The organism is Bacillus sp. 179-C3.3 HS (genome assembly GCF_047229225.1).
Lineage (GTDB): Bacteria > Bacillota > Bacilli > Bacillales > Bacillaceae > Bacillus.
In genome coordinates this window covers 17,064-42,613 of sequence record NZ_JBFEFT010000014.1, presented here as the reverse complement: position 1 = coordinate 42,613, position 25,550 = coordinate 17,064, and the positions used below count along the sequence as shown (strand labels likewise).

Genomic DNA, 25,550 nt, shown 5'->3' with positions numbered 1-25,550 from the left:
TAAAAAAAGAAGCCTCCCAATGGGAATGGCTTCTTTTTTATCCTTAAAAACGGATCTCTTCATCACCGTGAATGTGCAATTTGAGCGGTTCACTTTTCACCTGATGCTTCTTCACATAGCGATGATAAACAATATAACCAATGATCATCAGTGGCACGCCGACATATAACCCGATGCGTTGCTCTGAATCAAAGGCAAGACTCATTAACACAATCGTATTGAGCGTAATCGCAATGATCGGCAGTACCGGATAGAATGGTGTTTTAAACTTTAAGTTTTCCAGCTTGCCACCAGCTTTTAAATACTTTCTGCGGAAAAGCAGCTGTGATACTGTAATCGTGATCCAGCCAGCCTGGGCACTCATGCCGGCGATTGATACGATCCAGACAAAGACGGTTTCCTCTGCAAAGAAACCAGATAAAAGCGAAATACCTGTAAACAAGAAGGTGAGCAGCAAAGCATTCATTGGGATGCCGCGCTGATTCACACGACTGAACGCCTTTCCTGCCATCCCTTCCTTTGATAAGGAGTACAGCATCCTTGTCGATGCATACAAACCAGAGTTTGCAACAGATATGAGCGCAATTAAAATCACAAAGTTCATGATGTCTGCCGCAAAAGGAATCCCTGTTCTCTCAAACACTGTGACAAAAGGGCTTTCGAGCACACTGGCTTCCTTCCAGGGCACCATACCCGCTAACACGAACACAGATAAAACAAAAAAGACAAGTGTACGCCAAACCGTCTGATGGATAGAACGAGGGACAGTTTTCTCAGGGTTTTCACTTTCCCCCGCCGCAATCCCGATGAGCTCTGTCCCTTGAAAGGCAAAATTCACCGTGATCATTGTAATGACAACTGCGAGGAATCCATTTGGAAACAGACCATCACTAACAAAATGACTAAAATATGGTGCAGGCTCTCCTCCAGTGGTTTGAATCAAACCAAACATGGCAGCTCCACCGAGTCCAATGAATAATAAGATGGCGACAATCTTAATGGTTGAGAAGAAAAATTCCGACTCACCGAACGCTTTCACAGATAAGGCATTTAATAAGAACAGAAAGAGCCCAAACACCAAACACCAAATCCATACATCTACTTCAGGGAACCAGCGCCTCATCACAAGTCCCGCTGATAAGAATTCAAACGCGACAGTTGCCGCCCATCCAAGCCAATAAATCCAGCCGACAGCAAATCCAACCGCTGGACTCACAAATTTCGTTGCATACGTATGAAACGATCCAGACACAGGCAGTGCGACTGATAGCTCCCCAAGACATAACATGGTTAAATACATAATGAATCCGCCCACAATATAAGAAAGAACGGCGCCAACTGGACCTGCTTGTCCAATCGTAAAGCCCGTTCCTAAGAAAAAGCCTGTCCCAATGACACCGCCAAGTGAAATCATAAATAAATGGCGGGAAGTCATCGCCCTTTTCAATTGTTCAGGCTGATGTTGACCAACACCCACAATGATGTCCTCCTTCATCTAAGATGCTCTTCTATCAAAACATGTCTCCATGTCATTCAAACATTAAAACAACTTACTAATTATACATCTTTTATTATAAATATGCTTCCTTCTATGGTCACTCTTTCAAAGTCTTTATTTTAGTAATGTTCACACAAATAAATCCTATCGGTTTTCACAAAGGATGAGGTTTGAAAGAAATGAGTTGAGGGCATAAAGTTAAAAAGATTCGCTCAAGATAACTTCAAATGCTTTACTTTTAGGTTGCTTCTCTGTAAGATCATAAGTTGTAAATACCAACAAGAAAAGTGGGGAATAAAATGAAAAAGATGTTCTTTGCCATCATATTAGGTGCTTGCTTTGCATTGATCACTGCTTGTGGATCTGCTGCAAACGATAGCGCGAACCAATCATCTGAGTCTAAAGAATCAGGTGACCTATGGAAATCCATCAAAGAAAAAGGTGTTTTAACGATTGGAACTGAAGGTACTTATGCTCCTTTTACATTCCATGACAAAAAGACAGACAAATTAACTGGTTATGATGTAGAGGTTATTACAGAGGTAGCAAAACGCCTTGATCTGAAACCAGAATTCAAAGAAACTCAATGGGACAGTATGTTTGCTGGACTTAATGCAAAACGTTTTGATGTGGTCGCAAACCAAGTTGGTAAAACTGGTCGTGAAAAACAATATGATTTCTCTGATAAATACACAACATCTCAAGCAATTGTTGTCACAAAATCAGATAATAACGATATCAAAGAACTAGCTGATGTCAAAGGGAAAAAAGCAGCACAATCATTAACAAGTAACTATAATACACTTGCAAAAGATGCAGGCGCTCAAATTGAAGGGATTGAAGGTCTTGCACAAGCCATTCAATTGATTCAGCAAGGTCGTGCCGATCTTACATTCAATGACAAACTAGCTGTATTGAACTACTTAAAAACAAGCGGTAATAAAAACCTAAAAGTTGCATTTGAAACAGGAGATCCTCAAGAAACTCACTTTGCCTTCAGAAAAGGCAGCGGCGAAGTCGTTGACAAAGTGAATGGTGCATTAAAAGAAATGAAAGATGACGGTACACTCGCTAAGATTTCTGAAAAATGGTTTGGTGAAGATGTTTCAAAGTAATACCCTAGGAGTCGTCATTCCGTGGGATCTTCTTCAACAATCTTTTTGGCCAATGGTGACCCAGGGAATTTATTATTCAATTCCCTTGGCCATTATTGCCTTTATTCTAGGTCTTATCATTGCGCTTGTAACAGCTCTTGCTAGAATGTCTAAGTTTAAAGTGCTCAGATGGATATTCTCCATTTATGTGTCGGCTGTTCGTGGAACGCCGCTTTTTGTGCAATTGTTTATTATTTTCTATTTCTTTCCGACATTTAATATCACACTTGATCCATATCCAAGTGCTATTATTGCTTTTTCATTAAACGTAGGTGCGTATGCCTCGGAGATTATCCGTGCATCTGTCCTTTCTGTTCCAAAAGGGCAATGGGAGGCTGGTTATTCCATCGGGATGACTTATCGCAAAACGCTCTTCCGTGTCATTTTGCCGCAGGCTGTGCGTGTGTCCATCCCACCACTGTCTAATTCATTTATTGGCTTAGTGAAGGATACGTCACTTGCATCACAAATCCTCGTCGCAGAGCTCTTCCGTAAATCACAGGAAATTGCTGCGGCAAACTTGGATCAAATTTTGTTTATTTATATGGAAGCAGCCCTGATTTATTGGGTATTCTGTTTCATTCTTTCACTCGTGCAACATCAAATTGAAAAAAGACTTGATCGATATGTCGCAAGGTAAGGAGGGAACCACATGCTAACAGTCAAAGGCTTAACGAAATCCTTTGGTGATCTTGAAATTTTAAAGTCCATTGATTTCACGATCAACAAAGGAAAGGTTGTAGCGATCCTTGGCCCTTCAGGCTCTGGAAAAACAACTATGCTTCGCTGTCTAAATGCACTTGAAATACCAAATAGCGGCTCCTTTACCTTCGATGATTTTTCCATTGATTTTTCACAAAAAAATAAACAAGCTGAGCTGCTGAAGCTTCGCCGTAAGTCTGGCATGGTGTTTCAAGATTATCACCTATTTCCACACCGCACAGTACTTGAAAATGTGATGGAAGGTCCTGTTCAGGTGCAACGCAGACCGAAGGAAACGGTTCGAAAAGAAGCCATCCAGCTATTACAAAAGGTCGGTCTTGAAGATAAAAAGGATCTTTATCCATTCCAGCTGTCAGGTGGACAAAAGCAGCGTGTCGGCATTGCCCGTGCGCTTGCGATTCAGCCAGAGCTGATGCTTTTTGATGAACCGACTTCAGCGCTTGATCCCGAGCTTGTCGGAGAAGTATTGAAGGTCATGAAGGATCTTGCAAAAGAAGGATGGACAATGGTCGTTGTGACACATGAAATCAAGTTTGCCCAAGAGGTGGCAGACGAAGTGATCTTTATAGATGGTGGTGTCATTGTTGAACAAGGACCTCCTGAGGAGATTTTCAAACAACCAAAGGAAGAGCGAACAAAACAATTCTTAAACCGAATTTTGAATCCAGTTTGATTAAAAAGGCTATTTTCTCACCATGGGAAAATAGCCTTTTTTTACCTCCATTTAAGTAAGCGATTACAATAGGCAAAGGCATTTAAAGGGGCGTGAGAGTATGGTACGATGGTCATTGAGTGTTGAAGAAAGAAGGGAAAGCTTTTGAAGCGGGAACATCTTTTACGTTGGTTTTTTTATTTTTTTGGATTGATTGTATTGGCTTTCGGACTATCATTGACAGTGAAAGGCAAGATCCTCGGGATTGGCCCTTGGGACGCTTTTCATTACGGACTATTTCAGCACTTCGGACTAACAATTGGACAGTGGTCCATCATTATCGGTGCCATCATTTTGACACTGACATCTGTTTTTACGAAGTCATTGCCAAAGATTGGCGCTTTATTGAACATGGTGCTAATCGGTGTGTTTATTGATTTCTTTAATGCCGTATTACCTGCGCCACATGGGTATTTACCGGCTCTATATGTCTTTATGACAGGCGTTGTTGTTTCTGGTTATGGTGTCGGCATTTATGTGTCAGCGAATCTTGGTGCTGGACCAAGGGATTCATTAATGCTACTCATATCAGCTAAAACAGGGTTGAACGTACAGTGGGTTCGTAATGGGATTGAATTAACAGTGCTCTTACTTGCCTGGATGCTCGGTGGGCCCATCGGAATTGGAACCCTTTTAACAGCCATCTTTACAGGGCTTGTACTTCGTTTCTCCTTGCCTCAATCGACATGGCTCTTGCAGCTGCTTATTACAAAAACAGCAGAGAAACCAGTTCAAACCCTTCCACGATAAGAAAAAGCGATTCTACAGAGAATGGCTTTTTTTTATGCCCAAATTTCCCTTCCGGAATTTCCCTTTGATTGAAATCAATGTGTCACAGGTGATCATCAGATGGTACAATAAATGTAAAAACTGAGGTTCATGATGAAGCTAATCGCCATACAATTACAACATTTACATGAAAAAGAGGCACGAAAACAAATAGACCAGCTGAAACCCTTTGTGTCACCTAAAAAACAGGCGGCGGCTGAACGGTTTCGATTTCTCATAGATGCCAGACGAACACTGTTAGGTGAAGTGTTGGTTCGTCACATCATCTCTGACAAGTATGCCATGCCCATCGATCAGATTGCTTTTGAGACAGAGGAAAATGGCAAACCATTCGTCTCACAGATCGATTCCTTTCACTTTAATCTTTCTCATTCGGGCGATTGGGTTGTGTGTGCAGTCGATGCTGCACCCGTCGGTATTGATATTGAAGAGATGAAGCCCATTGACCTCGCGATTGCCAAACGGTTTTTTTCGCCAGATGAATACGCAGATCTTCTCTCACAGCCTGCTGAAAAACAAGAGGCCTATTTCTTTCAGCTATGGTCAATGAAGGAGGCATTTATCAAGCTGACAGGAAAGGGACTATCCTACGATCTCTCGTCCTTTACCGCCCGTCTGACAGCCGATGGACAGGCTTCATTGATATTGCCTGATCACGAGGCACCTTGCTTGATTCGTACATACTCCCTTGATCCTGCCTATCAAATGGCTGTTTGCACGAGGGATTCGGTTTTACCTGAGAATATAGAGATCCTGACCTGTGCTGATGTGCTGTCCCGTTTTTGAAAAGCGGGAAGCATATTGTTGCGATCTCGATACAACTTGTAAATGGACTCAATAGGGTGGGATGTTAGCCTCGATCTAAGGAAAAGTTGAAGGAATGCTTATGTCCACTTGTGAAAAACGAACAACACTGTGGTTTATGTGTTGAGAAATATGTAAATCAAAACTCTAACGTATCATGTCCTCTTTAGAGTTGAAACATAGTCAATGCAGACCAACAAAGAGAGTGCGATGTCATTACGATACACGGCGATTTCCTTTTTTCGAGATAAGTCAAATCGGTTATAATCAATCACGGCAATCACATTGTTTTCTTCATCTTGAATGAGAGTTTGGGTTTGTAGTGCTTTATCCAGATAGACATATTTTTTACCTTGAATCGAGAATTCCTTCGTATCGCCAAATTCAATTTTCTGAATGTCAGTCAAGGTTCCTATTTTTGAGTTGTTTTCAAAAATAGACCATTCGTTTTTTCTCCAATGGAAATGTTCTTTGATGAGATATTCTTTCTCGTCTTGGGTCGCCTTTAAATGAACCTCCCAACCTGTTAAAAATAGTTCCATGAATCGATTTAGCCGATTAGGATAATATCTTTGGATTTTCGCTTTGGATACGCCGTTTTCGTCATTTATGTCGAATGCCTTTTTGACCCCCTTTACCAACGGTGTCGTATAACTATATTTCTCCATCATCAAACCTCCTTACATGATTCGAATTAAAATTATATCAAAAAAACGGCCCACCAAACGCGGGCCGTTTTTTGTTTAACTTTTGATGAATTGCTGACTTTCTGTGTGTTCAATGATTTGTCTCATATGTTCTGAAAATTGTTCGATGTGTGTGTTGATGTACATGTGTCCCCCATCGAAATCGGTTCGTTCGATGGTTTTGGCCCATGGTAGCCAACCGCTGGCATCTTCTATGCATTTCTCATCTTGTCTTCCATTTAGTAAATAAACAGGTGATTCGATGATGGTTTGGTCGATATGCTGGAAGGTTTCTAATGCTTGGTAATCTGCCCGTAATGAGGGAGTGAAATAATCCATCATTGGTTTATTCTCCAATAATTCCTTAGGGATTCCGCCCATTTCGGCAATATGCTGAACAAATGCCTCATCCGAAAGGTGGGTTAACACCTTTCTTTTCGTTTGAGGCGGCTGTACAGCTGAAATGATCACTGCTGCTGGATGAATGCCTTCCTTTTCTAGCATTTGTGTCAGCCTGTAAACCACAAGCCCTCCCATGGAATGACCAAATAAAAGAAAGGGTCGTTGTAATCTTCCTGTTAAGCCTTCTTTGTACAATTCAGCTAGCCGATCAATACTAGATATCAGCGGCATGAGATTGGTTCCGTGACCTGGCGGCTCTGCTGCCGTGATTTCGGCGACGTCCTTTAGCTGTTCAAAGAGCGGACGGTATGAGGCGGAATATCCGCCTGCAAAAGGTACACAAATCAGCTGAATGAGATCTGGTTTTTTTTCAAACGTTTTAAATAATGGATTCATCGATTGTTACCCCTTTACGATATGTTGAAGAATGTGTGCAAGCTCATCAGCTTGAGGACGCTTCATCATGGTGACATGGTCACCTTTGATTTGATAATACGTACATGCCTCTCTTGTATACGCCTCCCAATCTGTGAATTTCTCTTGGAAATCTAAGGCGTGATCGCTGCTTTTTACAATATAAAATGGGACAGAGAATGGTTCTTTCTCTAATTCAATGGCTTGTGACATGATCGTATTATGTGTTTGCATTTGTAAGTATTTATCTAAATAGTGATCATTCATAAACTGATGAACCACTTCATCTTTTTCGGCTTTTTTGAGTATTTTTTGTTTCACTTCTTGGAAGCTCAGTCCTTGTAATGCTTCTGGCTGGATGCCGACAAGGTTCCCCATGCCAAGGACGAGTGCGAGCATTTTCACTTCTTCTTCGTTCATATCTGCATGAAGTGCTTGGTCTGCTTCATCTCTTAGTACTGGAACTGTATCTAAAATGATGAGTCCTTTCGGCGCTTTTCCTGCATGGCAGAGTCGCTGATTCATTCCATAGGCAAGATGGCCGCCCATTGAGTGCCCTGCTAAAAAGTCGATCCCCGGTCTGTAAAATGTCTCGATTGCTTCAATGAAAATGGTCACAAGCTCCGTATAATGAAGGAATTGCGGTTCTTCATCCTCATATAAGCCAGGAGACTGTAAGGCATACACCGCTCCTTGATGCGTCATTAGCTTGGCGACATCAATATAACCCATCACGGTTCCTCCAGCAGGTGGGGCAAAGAAGATCCTCGGTTCAGCTGGGTCGCCTTTTTTCAGCTCAATCACATAGTCCTTCGGCTCTCTTTCCTTCCGTTCACCAACTTCTGGCAATGTGTCAATATAAGCGGCTAGCTGGGCTGGGTCAGCGTGCATAAAAATCCATTTTGGATCAACACGTAGCCCTTGTTCCTTCAGTTTGGCAACGACTTGAATACTCATAATCGAATCTCCACCTAAATCGAAGAATGAGTCATGGATGCCGACTTGTTTCACCCCTAGCACTTCTTGGAATGCAGTGACAATGCGTTGTTCGTTTTCAGTTGTTGGTTTGTCATCTTGACGGTCAGACGAAACCATTTCGGTTGGCTCTGGTAAAGCTTTTTGATCGACTTTTCCGTTTGTTGTGACTGGAATCGCATCAAGTGTAATAAAGTAGCTTGGGATCATATAGCTCGGCAAGCTTTCCTGTAAAAATGCTTTAAAGCTAGGTACAGGCTTTTCTCCATCTGTCACTACGTATGCCGCTAGCCTTTTTGAGCTGCCATATGTTTTGGCAATGACCGTACATTCTTTTACTTGTGGATGTTTTAACAACGCTGTCTCAATTTCTCCACATTCAATGCGGTAGCCTCTTATTTTCACCAAATGATCTTTTCGGCCGAGGTATTCGATACTGCCGTCTGAGCGCCATTTCCCGAGGTCACCTGAACGATACAGCTTTTCTCCCTTTAATGCCTTGAATGGATTGTCAATAAAACGTTCCTGCGTGCGTTCTGGATCATTTAGATATCCTTTGGCAAGTCCTGCTCCACCGATATAGATTTCTCCTTTGACACCTACTGGAACTGGCTTGAGATATTCATCAAGTATGACGACCGTTGAGTTTGCGACTGGAATGCCAATTGGAACCGATCTCGCATCTTCTGGCACATGTGTGACTTGATGGGTCGTCGCGAGTGTCGTGTTTTCTGTTGGGCCATATGCGTTAATTAACACACCATTCATATGTGGCAAAGCCTTTCTCGCATGCACACTAGACATCGCTTCTCCGCCAACAAGTAAAGTACGGTAGCCCGCTACACTCGTTGGATCGTGCTCAATGAGACGGTTGAATAGTGCAGTTGGAAGACAGTTGGCTGTCACTTGATGTACTTGGATGAGACGCATCAATTCATCCATATTCAGTGCGGCATATTTCGGAATGAGAATCAGCTGACCGCCATTGAGTAACATTCCCCATAGTTCAAATGTAAAGGCATCAAAAGCATAGTTTGATAGCTGAAGCATTTTATCTTCCGAGCCTAATTCAATATAGTTGGTTTCCTTCACCAAACGGATCACTCCTGCATGCGGGAGCATGACACCTTTTGGCGTGCCTGTTGATCCTGATGTGTAATTCACATAGGCGAGTTGTTGTTCATCTATGATTGATTTTTCTTTTTGGTACACCATGTCTGTCTCTGGTAAAGATTTGTCCATCTCAATGATGGTGCTGGCAAGACCTTCAAGGCGATCTGCAAGATGAGACTGGGTTAAGATGACGTCACTTTTCGTATCACGCACAATGAGGCGAAGTCGTGCATCCGGATAGTCAGGTGACATTGGAACATAAGCAGCGCCCGATTTAATGATTCCGATGACAGACACAATCATCTCAATGGATCGGTCAAAGAGCATTGGGACAAGTGATCCCGGTCCAATCCCTTTGGATTGTAAATAGGCCGCAAGCTTTGTTGCTTCTTCGTTCAATGTTTGATACGTCATGTGCTCCTCTACATACGACAAAGCAATGCGATGCGGGTTCTGTTGAACTTGTTCCTCAAACAGTTCTTGAAGTGTTTGCTTTGGATAAGGCGTGTCCGTTTGGTTTTTCCCTATCAGCATCTCATTTTGTTCCACTTCGTCCATTAAGCAAAAATCCGCAAACGTTTGATGCGGCTCAGTCGTCATGCCATCCAGCAGGTGCAAATAATAATTCATATAACGATGAATCGTCTCTTGGTCAAATAAATCGGTGTTATATTCCACATGTATGGACAACTGATCCTCTTGTTCGAATAAATGCAAGGTGAGATCGAATTTTGAGACAGTATGATTGACCATGACACTTTCTGACGTTACTCCTTTTAGATGGACATCTAATGCGTTTGTCACATACCCCATCGCCACTTGGAAGATCGGTGATCGGCTTAATTCTCGATCAATTGAAAGGTCATCCACAAGCTTGTCAAATGGGTAATGCTGATGTTCAAAAGCACTTAATGTCATGTCTTTCACGTTTGCTAATAAATCTGCAAATGTGTCCGATTTTGATACATCTTGTCTCAATGCGAGTGTATTTACAAACATCCCAACGAGCTTCTCTGATTGTTCAACGTCACGTCCTGCAATCGGTGAACCAACGATCATATCTGTTTGCCCTGACAGTTTGTGAAGCAGCACATAATAGGCAGACAGCATCGTCATGAACAGCGTCGTGCCTTGCTGCTTGGACAACGCCTGTAATCGGCGGACGAGACGTTCATCCAATACGATTTGTTCAGTTGCTCCGTTGAACGTTTGGATCGGCGGGCGTGGGCGGTCAAATGGCAGCTCTAATATCGGCAGCTCGCCTTGTAACACGTCCAGCCAATAAGCTTGATCCTCTTGGTGATGCTGTAATTGTTCATTTTGCCAATGAATATAATCGGTCCATTCTATCTGAAGCGCTGGGAGCTGTGGCACTCTCTCTGCTATTAAGTCCTCATAGACAACCTCTAATTCTTGAATGAGCAGGCTTAGCGACCATGCATCAGAAATGATATGATGCTGGGCACAAAGTAAGTAATATTCGTCCTTGCCCATGTCGACAATGGTCCATTGTGCAAGCGGTCCTCTTTCTAAATCATAGATGCGGTTCGCTTCTTGTTGAATCAGCTGTTCAAGTCTTCTTGCTCTTGTTTTCTCATTAAATAAAGAGAAATTGGCAACCGTCACAGATGGCGGAAGGTCCTCACGAATCAGTTGAACCGGCTTGCCTCCAATGGACTGGAATGTTGCACGCAAGGCTTCATGACGTTTCGTTAAAAGCCCAATGGCCTTCGTTAACGCTTTGATGTGTAAGCTTCCTGTCAGCTTCCAAGCACCTAATATATTGTAATGATGACTCTTTTCCAATGTAGATAAGAACCAAATACGCTGTTGGGCATGTGAAAGCTCATAGCTTGTTCTCTTATCCAGCTTAGGAATCTTCGTTTCACTAACAGCTGGCGCTCCTTTGATGTCGTCCACCATTTGCGCCAAGTGTGCTAGATTCCGACTTTCAAATAAGATTTTTAATGGGGCCTTGATTGAAAACTCATGATTGATACGAGAAATCGTCTGTGTCGCCTTTAATGAATGACCACCAAGGTCAAAAAATTGATCTTCTCTATACACACGTTCTACATCTAAAATATCTTCCCAAATAGCCGCGAGCACCTGCTCTGTTTCTGTGTCCGGCAATTGTTTTTCCGTCTGTTGCGCTGTTTTGTGATCGAGCTGTTTTAAGGTCATATAATCAATCGATCCATCTTGCCTTTTTGGCATCTCTGGCACTTGTCTGATCTCCCAGTTACCATCTGTGTTATGTGTGATGTCATCAAGCTGCGCTGTTTGACCGGGCTGTACTGTATAAAAAATCTTTCTTTCAAAGCGCGGTAACGGAACGGGATGTAGTTGTTTGGCGATTTCTTGATTTGTTCCATCTAAACCGATAAATACGTGCGCTGCATTCAGCCGTACACCTAAACAAAATGAATGCATGCCTTGCTTCTTCCCGATCAGCTGGAATCCTTTGCGAACCGTTAGCGCTGCACCAGTATGCCCTTTAGATAGTCCAACATTATCCCACATACTAAAGTTTAAACAGATGGCTCTTCTTCCTTCATGGAAGGTGAGAGCGTGTGCGAGCCCGTCTAAAAAGCTGTTGGCCGCAGAGTATGCGCCGAACGTCGTTCCGCCAAAAAAGCCATTGACTGATCCAAAAAAGATAAGTGGTGCTGTCGGGTCATGTTTGAACGCCTCTTGTAACACCCATGCGCCGTCTGCTTTTCCGGATAGCTCTTTCATATAATCTTCTTCTGTTGTATGTGCTAGAGAATATTTGTCAACATGCTGGAAATGCTCTGTGACATTGCCTGCTCCGGCTAAATGAATGGCTCCACGAATCGACTGTCCCCAATGTTTCTCTCCCTCATAAATGGCTTGCTCTACTTCTGACAAGTTGGTCACATCTGCTTGCACATAGATGACATCCCCAAGACCTTTCAATTGAGAGAATGCTAGATATCTTTCCTCATCTTCTTTCAGAGATCTCCGTCCGATTAATACAAGCTTTAATCCAAATTGAAGCATCTGCTTAGAGAGCTCAAACCCAATGCCTCCAAGTCCACCTGTGAGCAAGTACACGCCATCATACTCTAAAAATCCTTCTGCTCGAGGCGCTTGCATCATATCTACCTTTTCTAGCTTCGGTATGAGTCGATGCTCGTTTCGATAGGCAACCTCTGCTTGCATGTGAACGGCAGACAGCTCTTCCGTCAAGCGCTTCGCATCTTGAACAAGATTCTCCGCTTCCACATCAATATGAGACACTTCTGCCCCTTCCCACTCTTGCGGGATGGTTTTTAGTAGACCGCCAAGCGCTGTTTTTTCAACATGCAACTCGTCACTTTGGTTCACAAATTGACCGCCTTTTGAGACAACGACAAGACGCATCGGCGCTTTATTTTCTTGTCTTAGTGCTTGATAGAGATACAAAATGGATAGATTGATGCTGCTATTCATCTCTTTCAGCTGGACAGGGTCAGCGATGTCCTCTTTGTCTGTCACATTCCACATGTGGAGCATTTGGTGAATATCCAATTCATCCGCATCAAGTGCCGCAATGAGCCGTACGTAATCTCCCTTGATTCTCGGGTTCATTTGATATACGCCTTTTGCCAGGCGTAAAAACTCATGTCCTTTTTTCACAGAAACATAGGATTGTTTCATTTGTTCAAATTGGGCATAAACCTGTTGATAAAGCCCTTTTTCATCCTCAAATACGAGCACGTGATCAGTGGACATGGGTTGAGCCGGACGAATGTCCTCTTTCGTCCAAATGCGTTTGAAAAACCAATCCGGCAACGTTTGTTCATTTTCTGACGCAACATCAAGCGCCCGTTCAATGTCATGGAACACGCCATCTTTGAGTGCCGCACCAAGCTGGGCACGCTGGATTTTCCCACTCTCAGTTTTCGGGAATTGTTCTTTTTCCACCGGGATGATGTGGTCAGGTTCAATGCCTATTTTTCGAATAATTGCCTCTCTGATTTGCTGAATGATGGTGATCTTGTCCTCGATCGATTCCTTTTGCGAGACAAAAAAGACAGCCAGTGTATCGTTGCTTGATTCTGGATTATAAATACCGTACGCGGCGGAAAAAGTCACTTCAACCCCATCAATTTCTTCTACCACTGCTTCAATTTCATAATTCAAATAGTTGGCTCCGTTGATGACAATGATATCCTTTTCTCGACCTGTTAGAACGAGGCGTCCTTCATGGATAAACCCTAAATCTCCTGTATGAAACCAGCCACTTTCTGCAAAAACTTCTTGATTCGCTTCGTCGTTTTGATAGTAGCCCATCATAATCGTCGGACTCTTCACCTGTAAGCGCCCCACTTGATCTTCCGGCAGCACATTGTGATTCGCATCTACGATTCGTATCCATACGGAAGGAATCGGTGTACCTACTTCTGTAAAGGTGACCTTGTGCGGATGATCGTGCGTCACATATTGAATATCACTCGTTAATGTCGTTTGGTCGATGGTCAACTGTCCATCATCATCATCACGTCTCATAAATTCTTTTGACTGGACGATAGCTGAAGATGTTTCTGACATTCCATAAGCTGGGACCATCGCGTGACGGCTTAGCCCATGCTGACCCATGATGTGCATGAAACGTTGCGTCACTTTCGGCACAACGGCTTCTGCCGCATTCATGATATAGGTGAGAGAAGACAAATCCCAGCTCCCTTGACCAATCTCCTCTTCATATTCATTCATCATCGCAAACGCAAAGTTTGGTGCCCACGTTCTAGTCACGCGATAGGTCTCCACCCATTCAAGCCAAATCATCGGTCGTTCAATGAATTGATCAATAGATGGGCTAATTTGCTGGCAGCATAGATAGACGTCGTGTACATGGAACATCACGATGCCTCCAACATGATCAAGTGGCATCCAGTTAAGCGATATATCTTGATGTGTAAAACCATTCGCCTGTTCAAAGGCAATCATTCTCGATAAAAGGCTTTGATGATTGTGACGAATACATTTTGGTACCCCGGTGCTTCCTGAAGACAGCAGCTGCAATACAGGCTCATCCGGCTCCGGCTCATAATGTTGTTCATCCGGTTCACATGCAAGCAAGGTTTCAATTGTTAAAATTGGAATCGCACCAATGGTAAACGTTTCCCGTAACCGTGAGATATCCTCAACACTCGCCTCATTTGTAATAATGAACGGCTCATTTTGGAGCTGAAACACGCCTCTTAGCTTGTTTACCCCTTGATGTGTCTCATCATAAACAGGTGGCACAGAAACAGGTGTCGGGATGATTCCACCGAGTATACAGCCCCAGAAAACCGTGATGAAATCTTGATGATCCTTCAACTGGAGCAAAACTTGATCGCCATTTGTCAAACCTGCCGATCTTAACCCAGAGAGAACACGTTCAGCGGCAGTTAACAGTTCAGGATACGTCTGGGTGACAGCTTTTCCACCTTCTTTGATGTAGGTCACACCATGATCAGGTGTCATAAAAGCTGCCCTGATCAGCGCCTCTGTCAATGTGACAGGTGTGCCTGGTTTTACGTTGACATCTCCTCCGTACACAAGTGCCGGTGGTTTGTCATGAATCGATGTTGGCGCTTCTTGAATTGATTGTTCCTTGACGGATTGCACATTTCCTTGAGTGCGAAGCCTATCAGGGAACAAATCATCAAGGTGATAGGGCGTCTGTTTTTCTGTCTGACTTTCGACGACAACCGCCGCCTCTTGTACACCTTCACTGGCTCTCATGCGTTCTTCTATCTTTTTTAATTCCTCTTCGTCTAACACATCAATAGAGAGCAATGCATCCGTATCGATCTTGCCGTTTTCAGTTTTAGGCAAAGATGGTAATAATACGAGAGCTGATGGCACTTCATGCGGTTGAAGCGGCCCTTTCATCAAATCTTCTCTTGTGAGCGAAGGGTCCTTCGCCTGTGCAAATAGCACAAGCGAAAGGTGTCCCTCTCCATTTTTCTTCGGGATCAAGGCACATTCTTCTAGTTGTTGAAAATGAAGCATCATGTCCCGTTCCAAAGCTTTGATATCTATTCGTTTCCCATTGATTCTTACGATATGGTTTCCTGCGTTTCCTTTTCGTCTACTGACTAACATGATTTCTCCTCCTACATCCAATCCAAAATCTGAATCTTTCTTTCTTCAGTCCAAACACCGACATCCCCTGTTGGATAGAGGTATTCGTCTGTTTGGCGCCTGAATGGATGCGGAATTTTATTCGCTTCCATCCAATCGGCCAGTTCCCCGCAAAGTGCTTTTATGTCCTTTGCACCGATAAAGATATCTCCTGGGAACCCTATCGGCATGAGTTGATACGCTTCATTAAGTACATAAATTTCCGTTTCACAAGATGCGTCATGAATGCCTGAATAGACATCTTCTTGATCTGGATACAGGACGTTTACTTGTGCATGTCTCGCCCAATCGTTCATCATCCGTTCTTTCACATCATTCGTCACGATGGTGAAAGCAGAAAGCGGTGTCTCTACTTGTTCTGTCATTGCTTCAATTGTGTCCAATAGCTGATGCATCAACGTTTCAACTTGATTTTCTGTATATTGAGCCAAACGGTATGTGACGCGAAGCTCCAAAGTATCGCCCGGCACCGCAACAAGGGTGAGGTCATAGTTGGTTTCCTCATGGCTAGCGATGTCCAGTATACGAACGCCATGCGGCTCAATTGTTTCAATCGGATAGTTTTCAAAAACAACAATGCTATCAAATAACGATTCTCCATTTGGGATATTGGTCATCTGTTGAATATCTGGCAGAACCGTATACTCAAATTCTCGCATGTGAAAAACAGTTTCCTGTGTATGTGCCAGTAGTCGGGCAATCGTCCAGTCTGGTGAAAGTGGCAAACGGAGTGGCAACGTATTAATGAATAGCCCTGTCATACTTTCAACATCTGGTAAGTCTGCCGGTCGGCCTGACACGGTCACACCAAATACGACATCTTCCGAACCTGAATGTAGGTGCAAAAGTAGCCCCCACGCGGACTGAATCAATGTACTCATCGTGACCTTCTGCTTCCCGATCATCTCTTCTAGCTTCCGCTGCATGTCTGGTGTCAGTTTGATGCTATACTGCGTAATGCCCGCTTCATGATTCAGCGCACGCTCGCCATCTCCTGGAAGCGGTGTTGCTTCCTCTACTCCTGACATATATTGTTTCCAAAACTCATTGGCCTTTTGCTCATCTTGCTTGTGCAGCCACTCAATAAAATCTTTATACGGGCGCACAGCAGGAAGATTGATTTCTCGTTTGTCCACAAGGGAACGATACAGCGCAAAGGACTCTTCAATGAAGCTGAATAAGCTCCAGCCATCGATTAAAATATGATGAAAACTAAAGACAAACGTCGATTTCTGATCATCACAATGGAATAAAGCAACGCGGATAAGCGGTTCTTCCACATCTTCTAATGCAAAATCGTTTAAACGATCGGATGCCAAAAATTGTTCAATTGTCTCTTGTTGATCCTGTTCACTCAGGTGGCGCACATCATGCTGAGTGAGGTGAATATGTCCTTCAGATTGAATCAGCTGTACAGGCTCTTGTAACCCTTCCCATGCGAATCTTGTCCGCAAAATGGAATGACGCTGCACAAGGAGATTCCATGCCTGTTCATATGCTTGACCGTCTGTTAAACCTTCTAATGTCATATGCACCTGACCAAAATAGGCTTGAGACGCCTGATCTAACAGCGCATGAAACAGCATTCCTTGCTGCATCGGAGAGAGCGGATACACATCCACCACATTGTCTGGGAGCGCATCAATTTGCTGCTGCGTTAGCTGAACCATCGGGAAATCAGATGGTGTATAACCTCCAGGTGCCTCTAAGCAATGGGAGAGAACTTCCTCCATTTTCTCCTTGAATCGCTCAGACAATTGGCGTACTTCTTCATGCTGGAGTAGCTCTCGATGAATCATAAAGTTCATCTGAAGCTGTCCATTCACGACATAGCCGTACACATCAATCAAATGCTGCCTTTCCGCCTTCGGATCGTGTACATGTCCATTTCGTTCATCTGCTATATAAAGCTTTACTTCATCATCCGTCTGATCTAATTGACCAAGGTAATTAAAGCTCATTTGTGGTGTCACCGTTTTGAGAGAATGAGATTCTGTCATATATCGCAACAAACCGTAGCCGATTCCCTTTTGCGGGACAGCCCTTAAGGTTTCTTTGACGTCTTTGATTTGTCGACCAACATCGGCTTTTATAAAAGGAATAAAAATAGGATAAGAGCTTGTAAACCAACCTACTGTCCGTGACAAATCCATCTGTTCAAATATATCCTCGCGTCCGTGCCCTTCTAACGTAATCAACACCTGTTGTCCGATGGCTTGTACTAGCCCTGATAACAGTAAATCATTCACCTCTGTGCGGTACGTTTGTGATGCCTGCTTTAATAAACGCTCTGTTTCGTCTTTCGTCAATTGAACTGACAAAATGTCTACATGTTCTTCTATATTAGAAAGCGCAGGTCTATGAAAAGGCGAACCCTCTTCCTCTTTGTCGATCATGCTTTGCCAAAAAGCGGCCTGCTCTTGTAATTGATCTGATTGTGCATAGTCATATAATGCATCTGCCCACTGTTTGTAAGAGGCTGTTTTCTTCGCAAATACCAAGTCCTGACCTGCCCCAAGCTGCTGTAATCCAGTTAATACATCTTCTTGTATCATGCGCCATGAAATGCCATCCATGACGAGATGGTGTGCAGCGATAAAAAGTTCAGAAGTATCATGACTTGTGTGAAAAAGAATGGCCTTGATCACTTCTCCTCTTTCTAATGACAATGTGGCTTGACAAGCCCCTGTCTCTAAGCGGATTTGCTCAAGCGCCTCCTCTTTAGTAATGTCCGTTAAATCAAAGAATGTGATACAAGGGGTGATGCCTGGCTCGCAAATGGTTTGTGTCCAAGTGCCGTCAGCATGTCTTGTATATTTCGCTCTGAGCATATCGTGGTGATCAACAAGCTTTGTGAATACCTGCGTGAGCTGTTCAAATGATACAGACTGATTGATTTCAATATGTGCCGATAGATTCCAGTAATCTTGGTTCGTCATGGATTGTTCAAAGAACCATGATTGGATTGGCAGCAGGCGAACATCTCCGGTGACAGGTGACTGGTCATATGACACAGAAGCATCTGCCTGATGCATGACGCGAGCAAGCTGTGAAATCGTCTGCTTTTCGAATACATCTCTCGGCTGAATTGTATAACCTTCCTGCGCCAAGCGAGCCACCATTTGTATGACAATAATAGAATCGCCGCCTAGCTCAAAATAGTTATCGTGTCTACCAATGGCAGACGCACCGAGCAACTGGCACCATACTCGTTCTAAGACGCGCTCTTCTTCACTCACTGGTCCATCAACCGGCGTGTCCACGTTTTCCTGTTTCCACTCTGGCGATGGGAGACGTTTTTGGTCTACCTTCCCATTTGGTGTGAGCGGCAACTCTTCCATTTCGATGAATAGGCTTGGCACCATATAGTCTGGTAGCATCCCTTTCAAAGCTTGGCGAATATCTTGCTGGGTCAATGCGCCTTTTTGGACAAAATAACCGATTAATCGTTTATGACCACTCTCGTGCTGATGCGGGATGACAGCACATTCCGTTATGTCCTCAAAGCGCAGCATCGCGGCTTCAATTTCTCCACATTCTACACGGTGTCCACGAATTTTCACTTGTTGGTCCATTCTGCCAAGACAATCGATCATACCGTTTGGTAGCCAGCGCCCCATATCGCCTGTTTTATATAAACGCTCTCCTTCTTGAAAAGGATGCGGAATAAATGATTGCATTGTTTTTTCTTCGTCTCCAAGATATCCGAGTGCAAGCCCTGTTCCGCCAACGTATATCTCACCGATGACGCCCTGCGGGACTGGCTGGAGATCTTTGTCTAATATATACGCCTGTGAATAGGCTATCGGCTGACCGATTGGTACTGTCGTCTGCTTTTCGTCCAATTCCCGAATATGATGCACACAAGAAAACGTTGTGTTTTCAGTAGGTCCATAGCCATTTAAAAGCCCTTCAGGCAAATACGGTAGTGCTTTACGGATATGCGCCGCTGACAAGGCATCTCCGCCAACCAGTAATGCCTTGAATCCAGATAAAACGTCTGGATGTTCTTCTGTTAATCGATTAAACAACGGAACAGTCAGGAATCCTGTTGATATGTTGTATGCCTTTAGCGTGTCAGCCAGTGTATCCATGGATAAAATGGTATTTCGATCTGTGAGTATCAGTCTTCCCCCATTTAATAGCGCGCCCCATATTTCGTACGTAAAGGCGTCAAAGGAGAAGCTAGCCATTTGCAAGATACGTGTTTGTTCATCAAGCGCGACATAGTCTGTTTCACATACAAGCCGGATGACCGCTTGATGTGGAATGAGCACTCCTTTTGGCTGTCCGGTTGATCCCGACGTGTAATTGATATAAGCGAGACCTTCTGGGTAAAGGGCTGGAGGCGTCACTTCTGCATCAGGTAAAAATTCTTCATAACCTGGATCAAGACAGATCAGCTCCGTTTGACTGATCGACACCTTTTTCAACCACTCGTTTTTCGTTAGCAACATCTTGATTCCTGTATCCTTCAACATATACTCGATTCGAGCATCTGGATACTCAGGGTCAATTGGTACGTAAGCTCCACCTGCTTTGATAATCGCCAGCACCCCTAAGATCATTTCAGGTGTTCTGTCGATGAGAAGACCCACTGGTTCATGCGGGACAACGCCTCGTTGCTGCAAATAAGCTGCTAACCGATCGACTTTCTCTTGTACATCACGATATGTCCACTGCTCTCCTTGGAATTCAAGGGCGATCGCATGTGGCGCTTTCCTCACCTGCTCCTCAAATCGTTCCGTGATGAGAAGGGAACCTGTTGGTTTCTCCGATTTGCCACTCCATTCATAAAGTAGCTGATGCTTTTCCATTTCCGGTAGAAAATTCATTTGTCTGATTGGCTGTGTTGGATTCTCACAAATACTTTCGAGCAAGTGCTCGTAATATCGGAGGAATCGATCCATTGTCTCGTCATGGAATAAATCCGCATGGTACTCAAGTGATAATTGCAACCCTTCTGCCCCTTCAAATACAAAAAGGGAAAGGTCGAACTTCGCCGTATCGTTATCTTCAATGGTTAAAACCGATGTCGCTTCTCCCATTGGAGATGCTTCAAGCGGCAAGTTTTGCAGAACGAACATGACTTGAAAGAGTGGCTGCTTGTTCGCATCACGCACAATGTTCAATTCATCTACCACCATGTCAAACGGCACGTCCTGATGCGAATATGCACCAATCGTTGTTTCCTTGACACGCTCTAATAATTCAATAAAGGATGGGTTGTTGCCATGATCGATCCGAAGTGCCAATGTGTTCACAAAAAATCCAATCAAGTGCTCTATTTCCGTTCGATTTCTTCCAGCGATGACCGATCCAATCACGAACTCGTCTTGGGAAGACAAACGATGTAACAATGTAGAGAAAGCAGATAGCATTGTCATGTAGAGTGTACTGTCTGTCTCCTTGGAAAGAGTTGCAAGTTGATCAGATAATGCCTTGGACAGTCGATATTTTTTCGTTTTTCCTTTATACGATTGAACGGCTGGTCGCGGTTGATCATACGGCAATTCCAGCTCTTGGACAGGTGTTGAAAATTGTTCCTTCCAATAAGCAAGCTGTCCATCCAATGTATCCCCTGTCAAATACTCCTTCTGCCAGAGCGCATAATCAGCATATTGAAGCGGTAGCGCCGGCAAATCAGGTACTCGCCCTTCAATCGCCGCTGTGTAACATTCCGATAACTCCCTCGCTACAATCCCAATAGACCATCCATCAGATACAATGTGATGAATCGACATGAGCAGTATATGCTCTGTGGCGGAAAGCCTGATCAGTTTGACACGGAAAACCGCTTCATGTTCTAAGTGAAAAGGTGTATTCGCCTCCACTTTTGCCCATTCAGAAGCCTTTTGCTCTTTTTCTTCCTGCGATGTCAGTCCTGATAAATCAATGATCTCAAGCGCTGGAATGTGTCTGTTTTCATGAATGACTTGAACGGGTTCTTCTCCGCTCATCGCAAAGGACGTTCTCAATGATTCATGTCTTTGCACCATATGTTGTAGACTACTTTGAAGCACTTCAAGATCTAAAGGTCCATTCATTCGGAACGAAATCGTATTATTGTAAAATGGTAGATCTGGCTCTAATTGATAGAGGAACCACTGCCTTTGCTGTGCATAAGACATCGGAATCTCTTGGCCCTTTTCTATCTTTCTCATCGGAATGGCTTCATCTGCTTTCGCATGTGTATCCATCCATTCCGCTAATTCACCGAGTGTTGTATGTTCAAAAAGAACAGATAGCGGCACTTCAAAACCGGTTCTTTGTCTAATCGCTGATAACATTTGCGTTGCCTTTAGCGAATGACCTCCGAGTAGGAAGAAATGATCCCCGCAGCTTATATTCGAGACACCGAGGAGATCTGACCAAATCTGGGCAAGCAGTTTTTCAGAACCTGTTTGTGGTGCTCTTTTTTCTGATTCCTTACTGCTCTCCTCAATTAGGCCAAAGAAATGTGCTTCGTCCGGCATCCCGTCCTCTGTTTCCTTCCAGTATTCCTCAGGATACAGGTGCACTGTAAATTCACTTGATAGACGTGGCTGTAAAAATGTATGGATCGATTGATACAGCCGTTCTTCTATTGCCTTTGTTTGATCCGTTTTGAAAAAGATATACATCGCTTGTTCCGTTTGAATGTCTTCGTTCACTAGTTCTTGTATCTCTTGTTTCGTTCGGTCTAGACCTGTGTAAATCAATTCGACATTTGTCATTAACCCTGCCAGTATCGTATTGAAGCCTGCCTGCTTTGGAATTGGGAGATAGCCTCTTTCTTTTAAAATCCCTTTGATCATGGAGCCCTCGCTCATCCCGACCTCATCCCACATACTAAAGCTAAAGCAATACGGCTTCACTGTAGACGTTAGCTTCTGATATTGGGCAAATTGCTCGACAAACTCATTGGCGGCACAATAGGCTCCGACTGTCATCCCGCCCTTAAGCGTACGTGCGGACGAGCTGGACATAAATAAGACATGCTGTCGTCGGGAAGCAGCTTCATGTAACGCAACGGTTCCATATACTTTCGCTTCGTACATGTCGTTCAAGGAATGAGGTGTCATGTCAGCCAGCAACTCTTCTTGAATGATTCCAGCGAAATGAATCACGCCTTGTAACGTTTGGCCAACCGTCTCCTCATGCCTCGATATGATGGATTCAATGGCTTGTGCATCCGTGATATCGGTTTTTTCATACACAACCGTGCCACCCACGACTTGCGCTCTTTTTTCTAGCGATGACAATGTCTCCTTTTGCTCCTCAGTGAGGTCATGTCTCTCTCTTCTCCCGAGTAAGACAAGATGTACTTGGTGAGAGTCGAGTAAATACTCACTCATCATCTTTCCAATTCCACCGAGCCCGCCTGTCATCACGTAAAGACCAGATGCTTTAATTGGCGGATTCTTCATCTGCTGTTCTTTGTCTAATGGAAGTGGCGTTAATAAGGGAATATAACGAACGCCAGCCCGATAAGCAGCCAGATGATGGCGTGTTTCCTGTGTCAGTTCTCTCATGATCGCCGCTGCATGTGATGCGATAGATCCTGAATCTGTTAGGCAGAAATCTAGACACTGCACCTCGATAAACGGCCATTCATGTTGGACAGCTGTCATGAGCCCTGCTGTCGTCGCTTTTTCTACATCATGTTTTTCGTCTTCTGGTAGTTGCATGGCATGTGATGAGACAAAGGTGATTGCCACTTGTTCCTCATAAGCGGCTAGCGCTTTTGTTAAAAACAAGGCACTCATGCTGCCAGTTGACTGGGCTTGCTTTGCCATATCGACATTCACATGTTGATCTTGTTTGTGTGTATAATTCCAAAGATGTATCAGCTGTTTCACCGAAACGCCATACGAACGGAGCGTCTCAAAGAGTTGTTCGTAGTCAGACGGTCGATTCGGGTGGATGATGAAGTGTGTGTGTGAGAGTTGTTGAAATTCTAGTCCCGGTTCAACCGTAATGGTTTCTTGTGCGTGATTAAGGGATGATAAGTGATCAGCTAGTCCTAATGAGTCGGCAAAGATGACGATGTCACCTATCGTTTGGTCTGTTGAATGATCAAGTGGAGCAGGTGCCCATTCCTTTTGATAACTCCAATCTGGTAAGGTATGAACATTTTCCAGACGTATGTCCATTTCCTTGATAATTTCGTCAAACTCGCCTTCTTGCCATCGTTTGCTCAACTGCGCTCGTTCTATTTTTCCAGAGCTTGTTTTCGGAAATGCGTGCTTCTGGACTGGAATGATTCGCGATGCAGACAAACCCATTTTTGTCGCAATATGGGATTTCATTTGTTGACTAGCCCTCATGATATAAGAAGGCTCGTACAGTTTTGGTGTAAAAAAGACAATCAGTTCATCAGAAGATGATGCTTCCATTCGAACAGAACACGCAGCGACAAAGCTCGTTTCTACACCTGGCACTTCTTCAGCAATGGCTTCAATTTCATAGTTGTGATAATTTTTCCCGTTGATAATGATCATATCTTTTTCTCTGCCGGTTAATGTGAGCCTGCCTTCGTGCAGAAAACCTAAATCACCGGTGTGAAACCAGCCATCCGATTGAAAGACTTCTTGATTCGCTTCTTCGTTCTGATAATAGCCCTTCATTGTCGTTGAACCTTTTATTTGCACGCGACCAATATGGTCTTCTGGTAAAATCTCATCATTGTGGTTGACAACGCGGATCGTGATACCCGGAATCGGCTTTCCTAGCTCTGTAAAGCTGACGGTACCTGTTTCACGCGCCGCGGCAGGACGAAGCTGTTCCGTGAGAGACGTCTCTTCAAAGGTCAGAACTCCACTGTTTTCATCGCCTCGCTTAATGGCAAATGAAAAGACAACCGCTGATGATATTTCAGACATTCCGAAGGCTGGCTTGATCACATCTCCCTTTAATCCGTGCGGAGCGAGTAAATCTAAGAATCGATGGATCGTTTTCGGCACAACTGCCTCAGCCCCGTTGATCATACTTGTCATCGAAGACAAATCCCATGATCGAGATGATATTTCTTTCTCATAATCATTGATCATCGCAAAGGCGAAGTTAGGTGCCCATGTCTTTGTCGCACGGTAACGCTCGATCCAATCAAGCCACCGCAATGGCTGTGCAATAAAGTCATCTGTCTTTGCCCGAATTTGCTGACAGCCTGTAAATACATTGACAAGGTGAAACATCACAATACCGCCAATATGATCTAATGGCATCCAGTCTAATGAGACATCATTCTGTGTAAATTGGTTCGCGGCAATTGTTCCTTTTACATTCGCAAGGACACTTCTGTGTGAGTGTTCTACGCATTTTGGCATCCCGGTACTACCAGACGTTAAGATAAAAAAGACTGAGTCATCTGGAGTGACAGGGTGATGATGTGTATCCCTCTCTAGAGACAACATCGGCTCAACAGCCTCTACACGCAATTGATTCGTGTGCCACAGTAAGGACAGCCCTTGTACCTCTTCGACCAATGTTTCATCCGTCAAAATGAGCGGGTGATCTAGCAATTTCCAAGAATGATGGAGCTTCTTTACCGCTGCATTCATCTCTCGGTAGGTCGGAGCAGCAGAGACGAGCGTCGGCACAAATCCACCTAACACACATGCCCAAAATGACGTCACCATGGCATGGTTCGATGAAAATTGAAAGAAGACAGGATCGCCCGGCTGAAGACCTTTTGCCCTTAAGCCGGTCAGAATTCGTTCGGCGTCTTCCTGTAACTGCAAATAGGATTGATGTAGTTCGTTGTCGCTATTCACGATATAGGTGAGCCCATTTGGCGTTTTTGTCGCCTCTGTTAGCACTTCTTGCAGCGTTTGCGCTCCTCGTGTGAGATCAAGATCTCCTCCATAAGAAAGGGCTGGGGGCATGTCTGTCAAAACAGGCGCGACCGCTTGAGTGTGAGTCTGTTCAACTGCGGCCTCCTGCACAATTTGCTTGTCGAGAAATAAATGAGAGAGGTGATATGGCCGCGGTCGAATGGTTTTTTCACGTGAAAAAACAGCGAAGCGTTCGATTTCGTTGGTTTGTAGGATCGTCGTCTTGAGATCTTGTAAAATCGTATTCATTGATTCATGTTCACTTGTTTGATTAATTGATGGTTTCATATGAGTTCCTTCCCTTTTTTGTTAGGCAGGGGCAAC

Annotated in this window: 10 protein-coding genes; 5 read left to right on the top strand and 5 right to left on the bottom strand. The window is 43.9% G+C overall.

Annotated features, from left to right (window positions below):
* Window positions 1-43 precede the first annotated feature (43 nt).
* Window positions 44-1,477: an amino acid permease gene (locus tag AB1K80_RS10415; RefSeq protein ID WP_412856553.1), complete on the bottom strand. Its 1,434-nt coding sequence runs from the start codon at window positions 1,475-1,477 to the stop codon at window positions 44-46.
* Window positions 1,478-1,797: 320 nt separating this feature from the next.
* On the opposite strand from AB1K80_RS10415, the gene tcyA reads away from it, so the two are divergent.
* The 5 genes from tcyA (at window position 1,798) to AB1K80_RS10390 (ending at window position 5,662) form a co-directional block, all read left to right on the top strand.
* Window positions 1,798-2,613, top strand: a complete 816-nt coding sequence (gene tcyA, locus AB1K80_RS10410; RefSeq protein ID WP_412856552.1) for a cystine ABC transporter substrate-binding lipoprotein TcyA — start codon at window positions 1,798-1,800, stop codon at window positions 2,611-2,613.
* On the top strand, window positions 2,600-3,292 hold the full coding sequence (locus AB1K80_RS10405) for an amino acid ABC transporter permease (RefSeq protein WP_412856551.1): 693 nt from the start codon (window positions 2,600-2,602) through the stop codon (window positions 3,290-3,292). Before tcyA ends, AB1K80_RS10405 begins: the two co-directional genes overlap by 14 nt.
* 12 nt (window positions 3,293-3,304) lie before the next feature.
* Window positions 3,305-4,048 (top strand): amino acid ABC transporter ATP-binding protein, encoded by a 744-nt coding sequence (locus tag AB1K80_RS10400; RefSeq protein WP_412856550.1) that lies wholly within the window; start codon window positions 3,305-3,307, stop codon window positions 4,046-4,048.
* 144 nt (window positions 4,049-4,192) lie between these two features.
* Complete coding sequence (locus AB1K80_RS10395; RefSeq protein ID WP_412856549.1) at window positions 4,193-4,837, top strand: YczE/YyaS/YitT family protein; 645 nt, start codon at window positions 4,193-4,195, stop codon at window positions 4,835-4,837.
* Between the two features lie 132 nt (window positions 4,838-4,969).
* Window positions 4,970-5,662 (top strand): 4'-phosphopantetheinyl transferase family protein, encoded by a 693-nt coding sequence (locus AB1K80_RS10390; RefSeq protein WP_412856548.1) that lies wholly within the window; start codon window positions 4,970-4,972, stop codon window positions 5,660-5,662.
* 173 nt (window positions 5,663-5,835) lie between these two features.
* On the opposite strand, the gene AB1K80_RS10385 is transcribed toward AB1K80_RS10390, so the two are convergent.
* The 4 genes from AB1K80_RS10385 to AB1K80_RS10370 form a co-directional block, all read right to left on the bottom strand.
* Window positions 5,836-6,348, bottom strand: coding sequence for a hypothetical protein (locus AB1K80_RS10385; protein WP_412856547.1), 513 nt, complete (start codon window positions 6,346-6,348; stop codon window positions 5,836-5,838).
* 75 nt (window positions 6,349-6,423) lie between these two features.
* Window positions 6,424-7,164 (bottom strand): thioesterase II family protein, encoded by a 741-nt coding sequence (locus AB1K80_RS10380; RefSeq protein WP_412856546.1) that lies wholly within the window; start codon window positions 7,162-7,164, stop codon window positions 6,424-6,426.
* A gap of 6 nt (window positions 7,165-7,170) precedes the next feature.
* Window positions 7,171-15,372, bottom strand: coding sequence for an amino acid adenylation domain-containing protein (locus AB1K80_RS10375; RefSeq protein ID WP_412856545.1), 8,202 nt, complete (start codon window positions 15,370-15,372; stop codon window positions 7,171-7,173).
* Between the two features lie 11 nt (window positions 15,373-15,383).
* The gene (locus AB1K80_RS10370) at window positions 15,384-25,514 is read right to left on the bottom strand and encodes an amino acid adenylation domain-containing protein (RefSeq protein WP_412856544.1); all 10,131 of its coding nucleotides are present in this window, start codon (window positions 25,512-25,514) and stop codon (window positions 15,384-15,386) included.
* Window positions 25,515-25,550 lie beyond the last annotated feature (36 nt).

Coding starts and splice junctions, on each gene's coding strand:
- AB1K80_RS10385 (WP_412856547.1), bottom strand. CDS start 6,348: ATGGAGAAATATAGTTATACGACACCGTTGGTAAAGGGGGTCAAAAAG.
- AB1K80_RS10400 (WP_412856550.1), top strand. CDS start 3,305: ATGCTAACAGTCAAAGGCTTAACGAAATCCTTTGGTGATCTTGAAATT.
- AB1K80_RS10375 (WP_412856545.1), bottom strand. CDS start 15,372: ATGTTAGTCAGTAGACGAAAAGGAAACGCAGGAAACCATATCGTAAGA.
- AB1K80_RS10380 (WP_412856546.1), bottom strand. CDS start 7,164: ATGAATCCATTATTTAAAACGTTTGAAAAAAAACCAGATCTCATTCAG.
- tcyA (WP_412856552.1), top strand. CDS start 1,798: ATGAAAAAGATGTTCTTTGCCATCATATTAGGTGCTTGCTTTGCATTG.
- AB1K80_RS10405 (WP_412856551.1), top strand. CDS start 2,600: ATGTTTCAAAGTAATACCCTAGGAGTCGTCATTCCGTGGGATCTTCTT.
- AB1K80_RS10390 (WP_412856548.1), top strand. CDS start 4,970: ATGAAGCTAATCGCCATACAATTACAACATTTACATGAAAAAGAGGCA.
- AB1K80_RS10370 (WP_412856544.1), bottom strand. CDS start 25,514: ATGAAACCATCAATTAATCAAACAAGTGAACATGAATCAATGAATACG.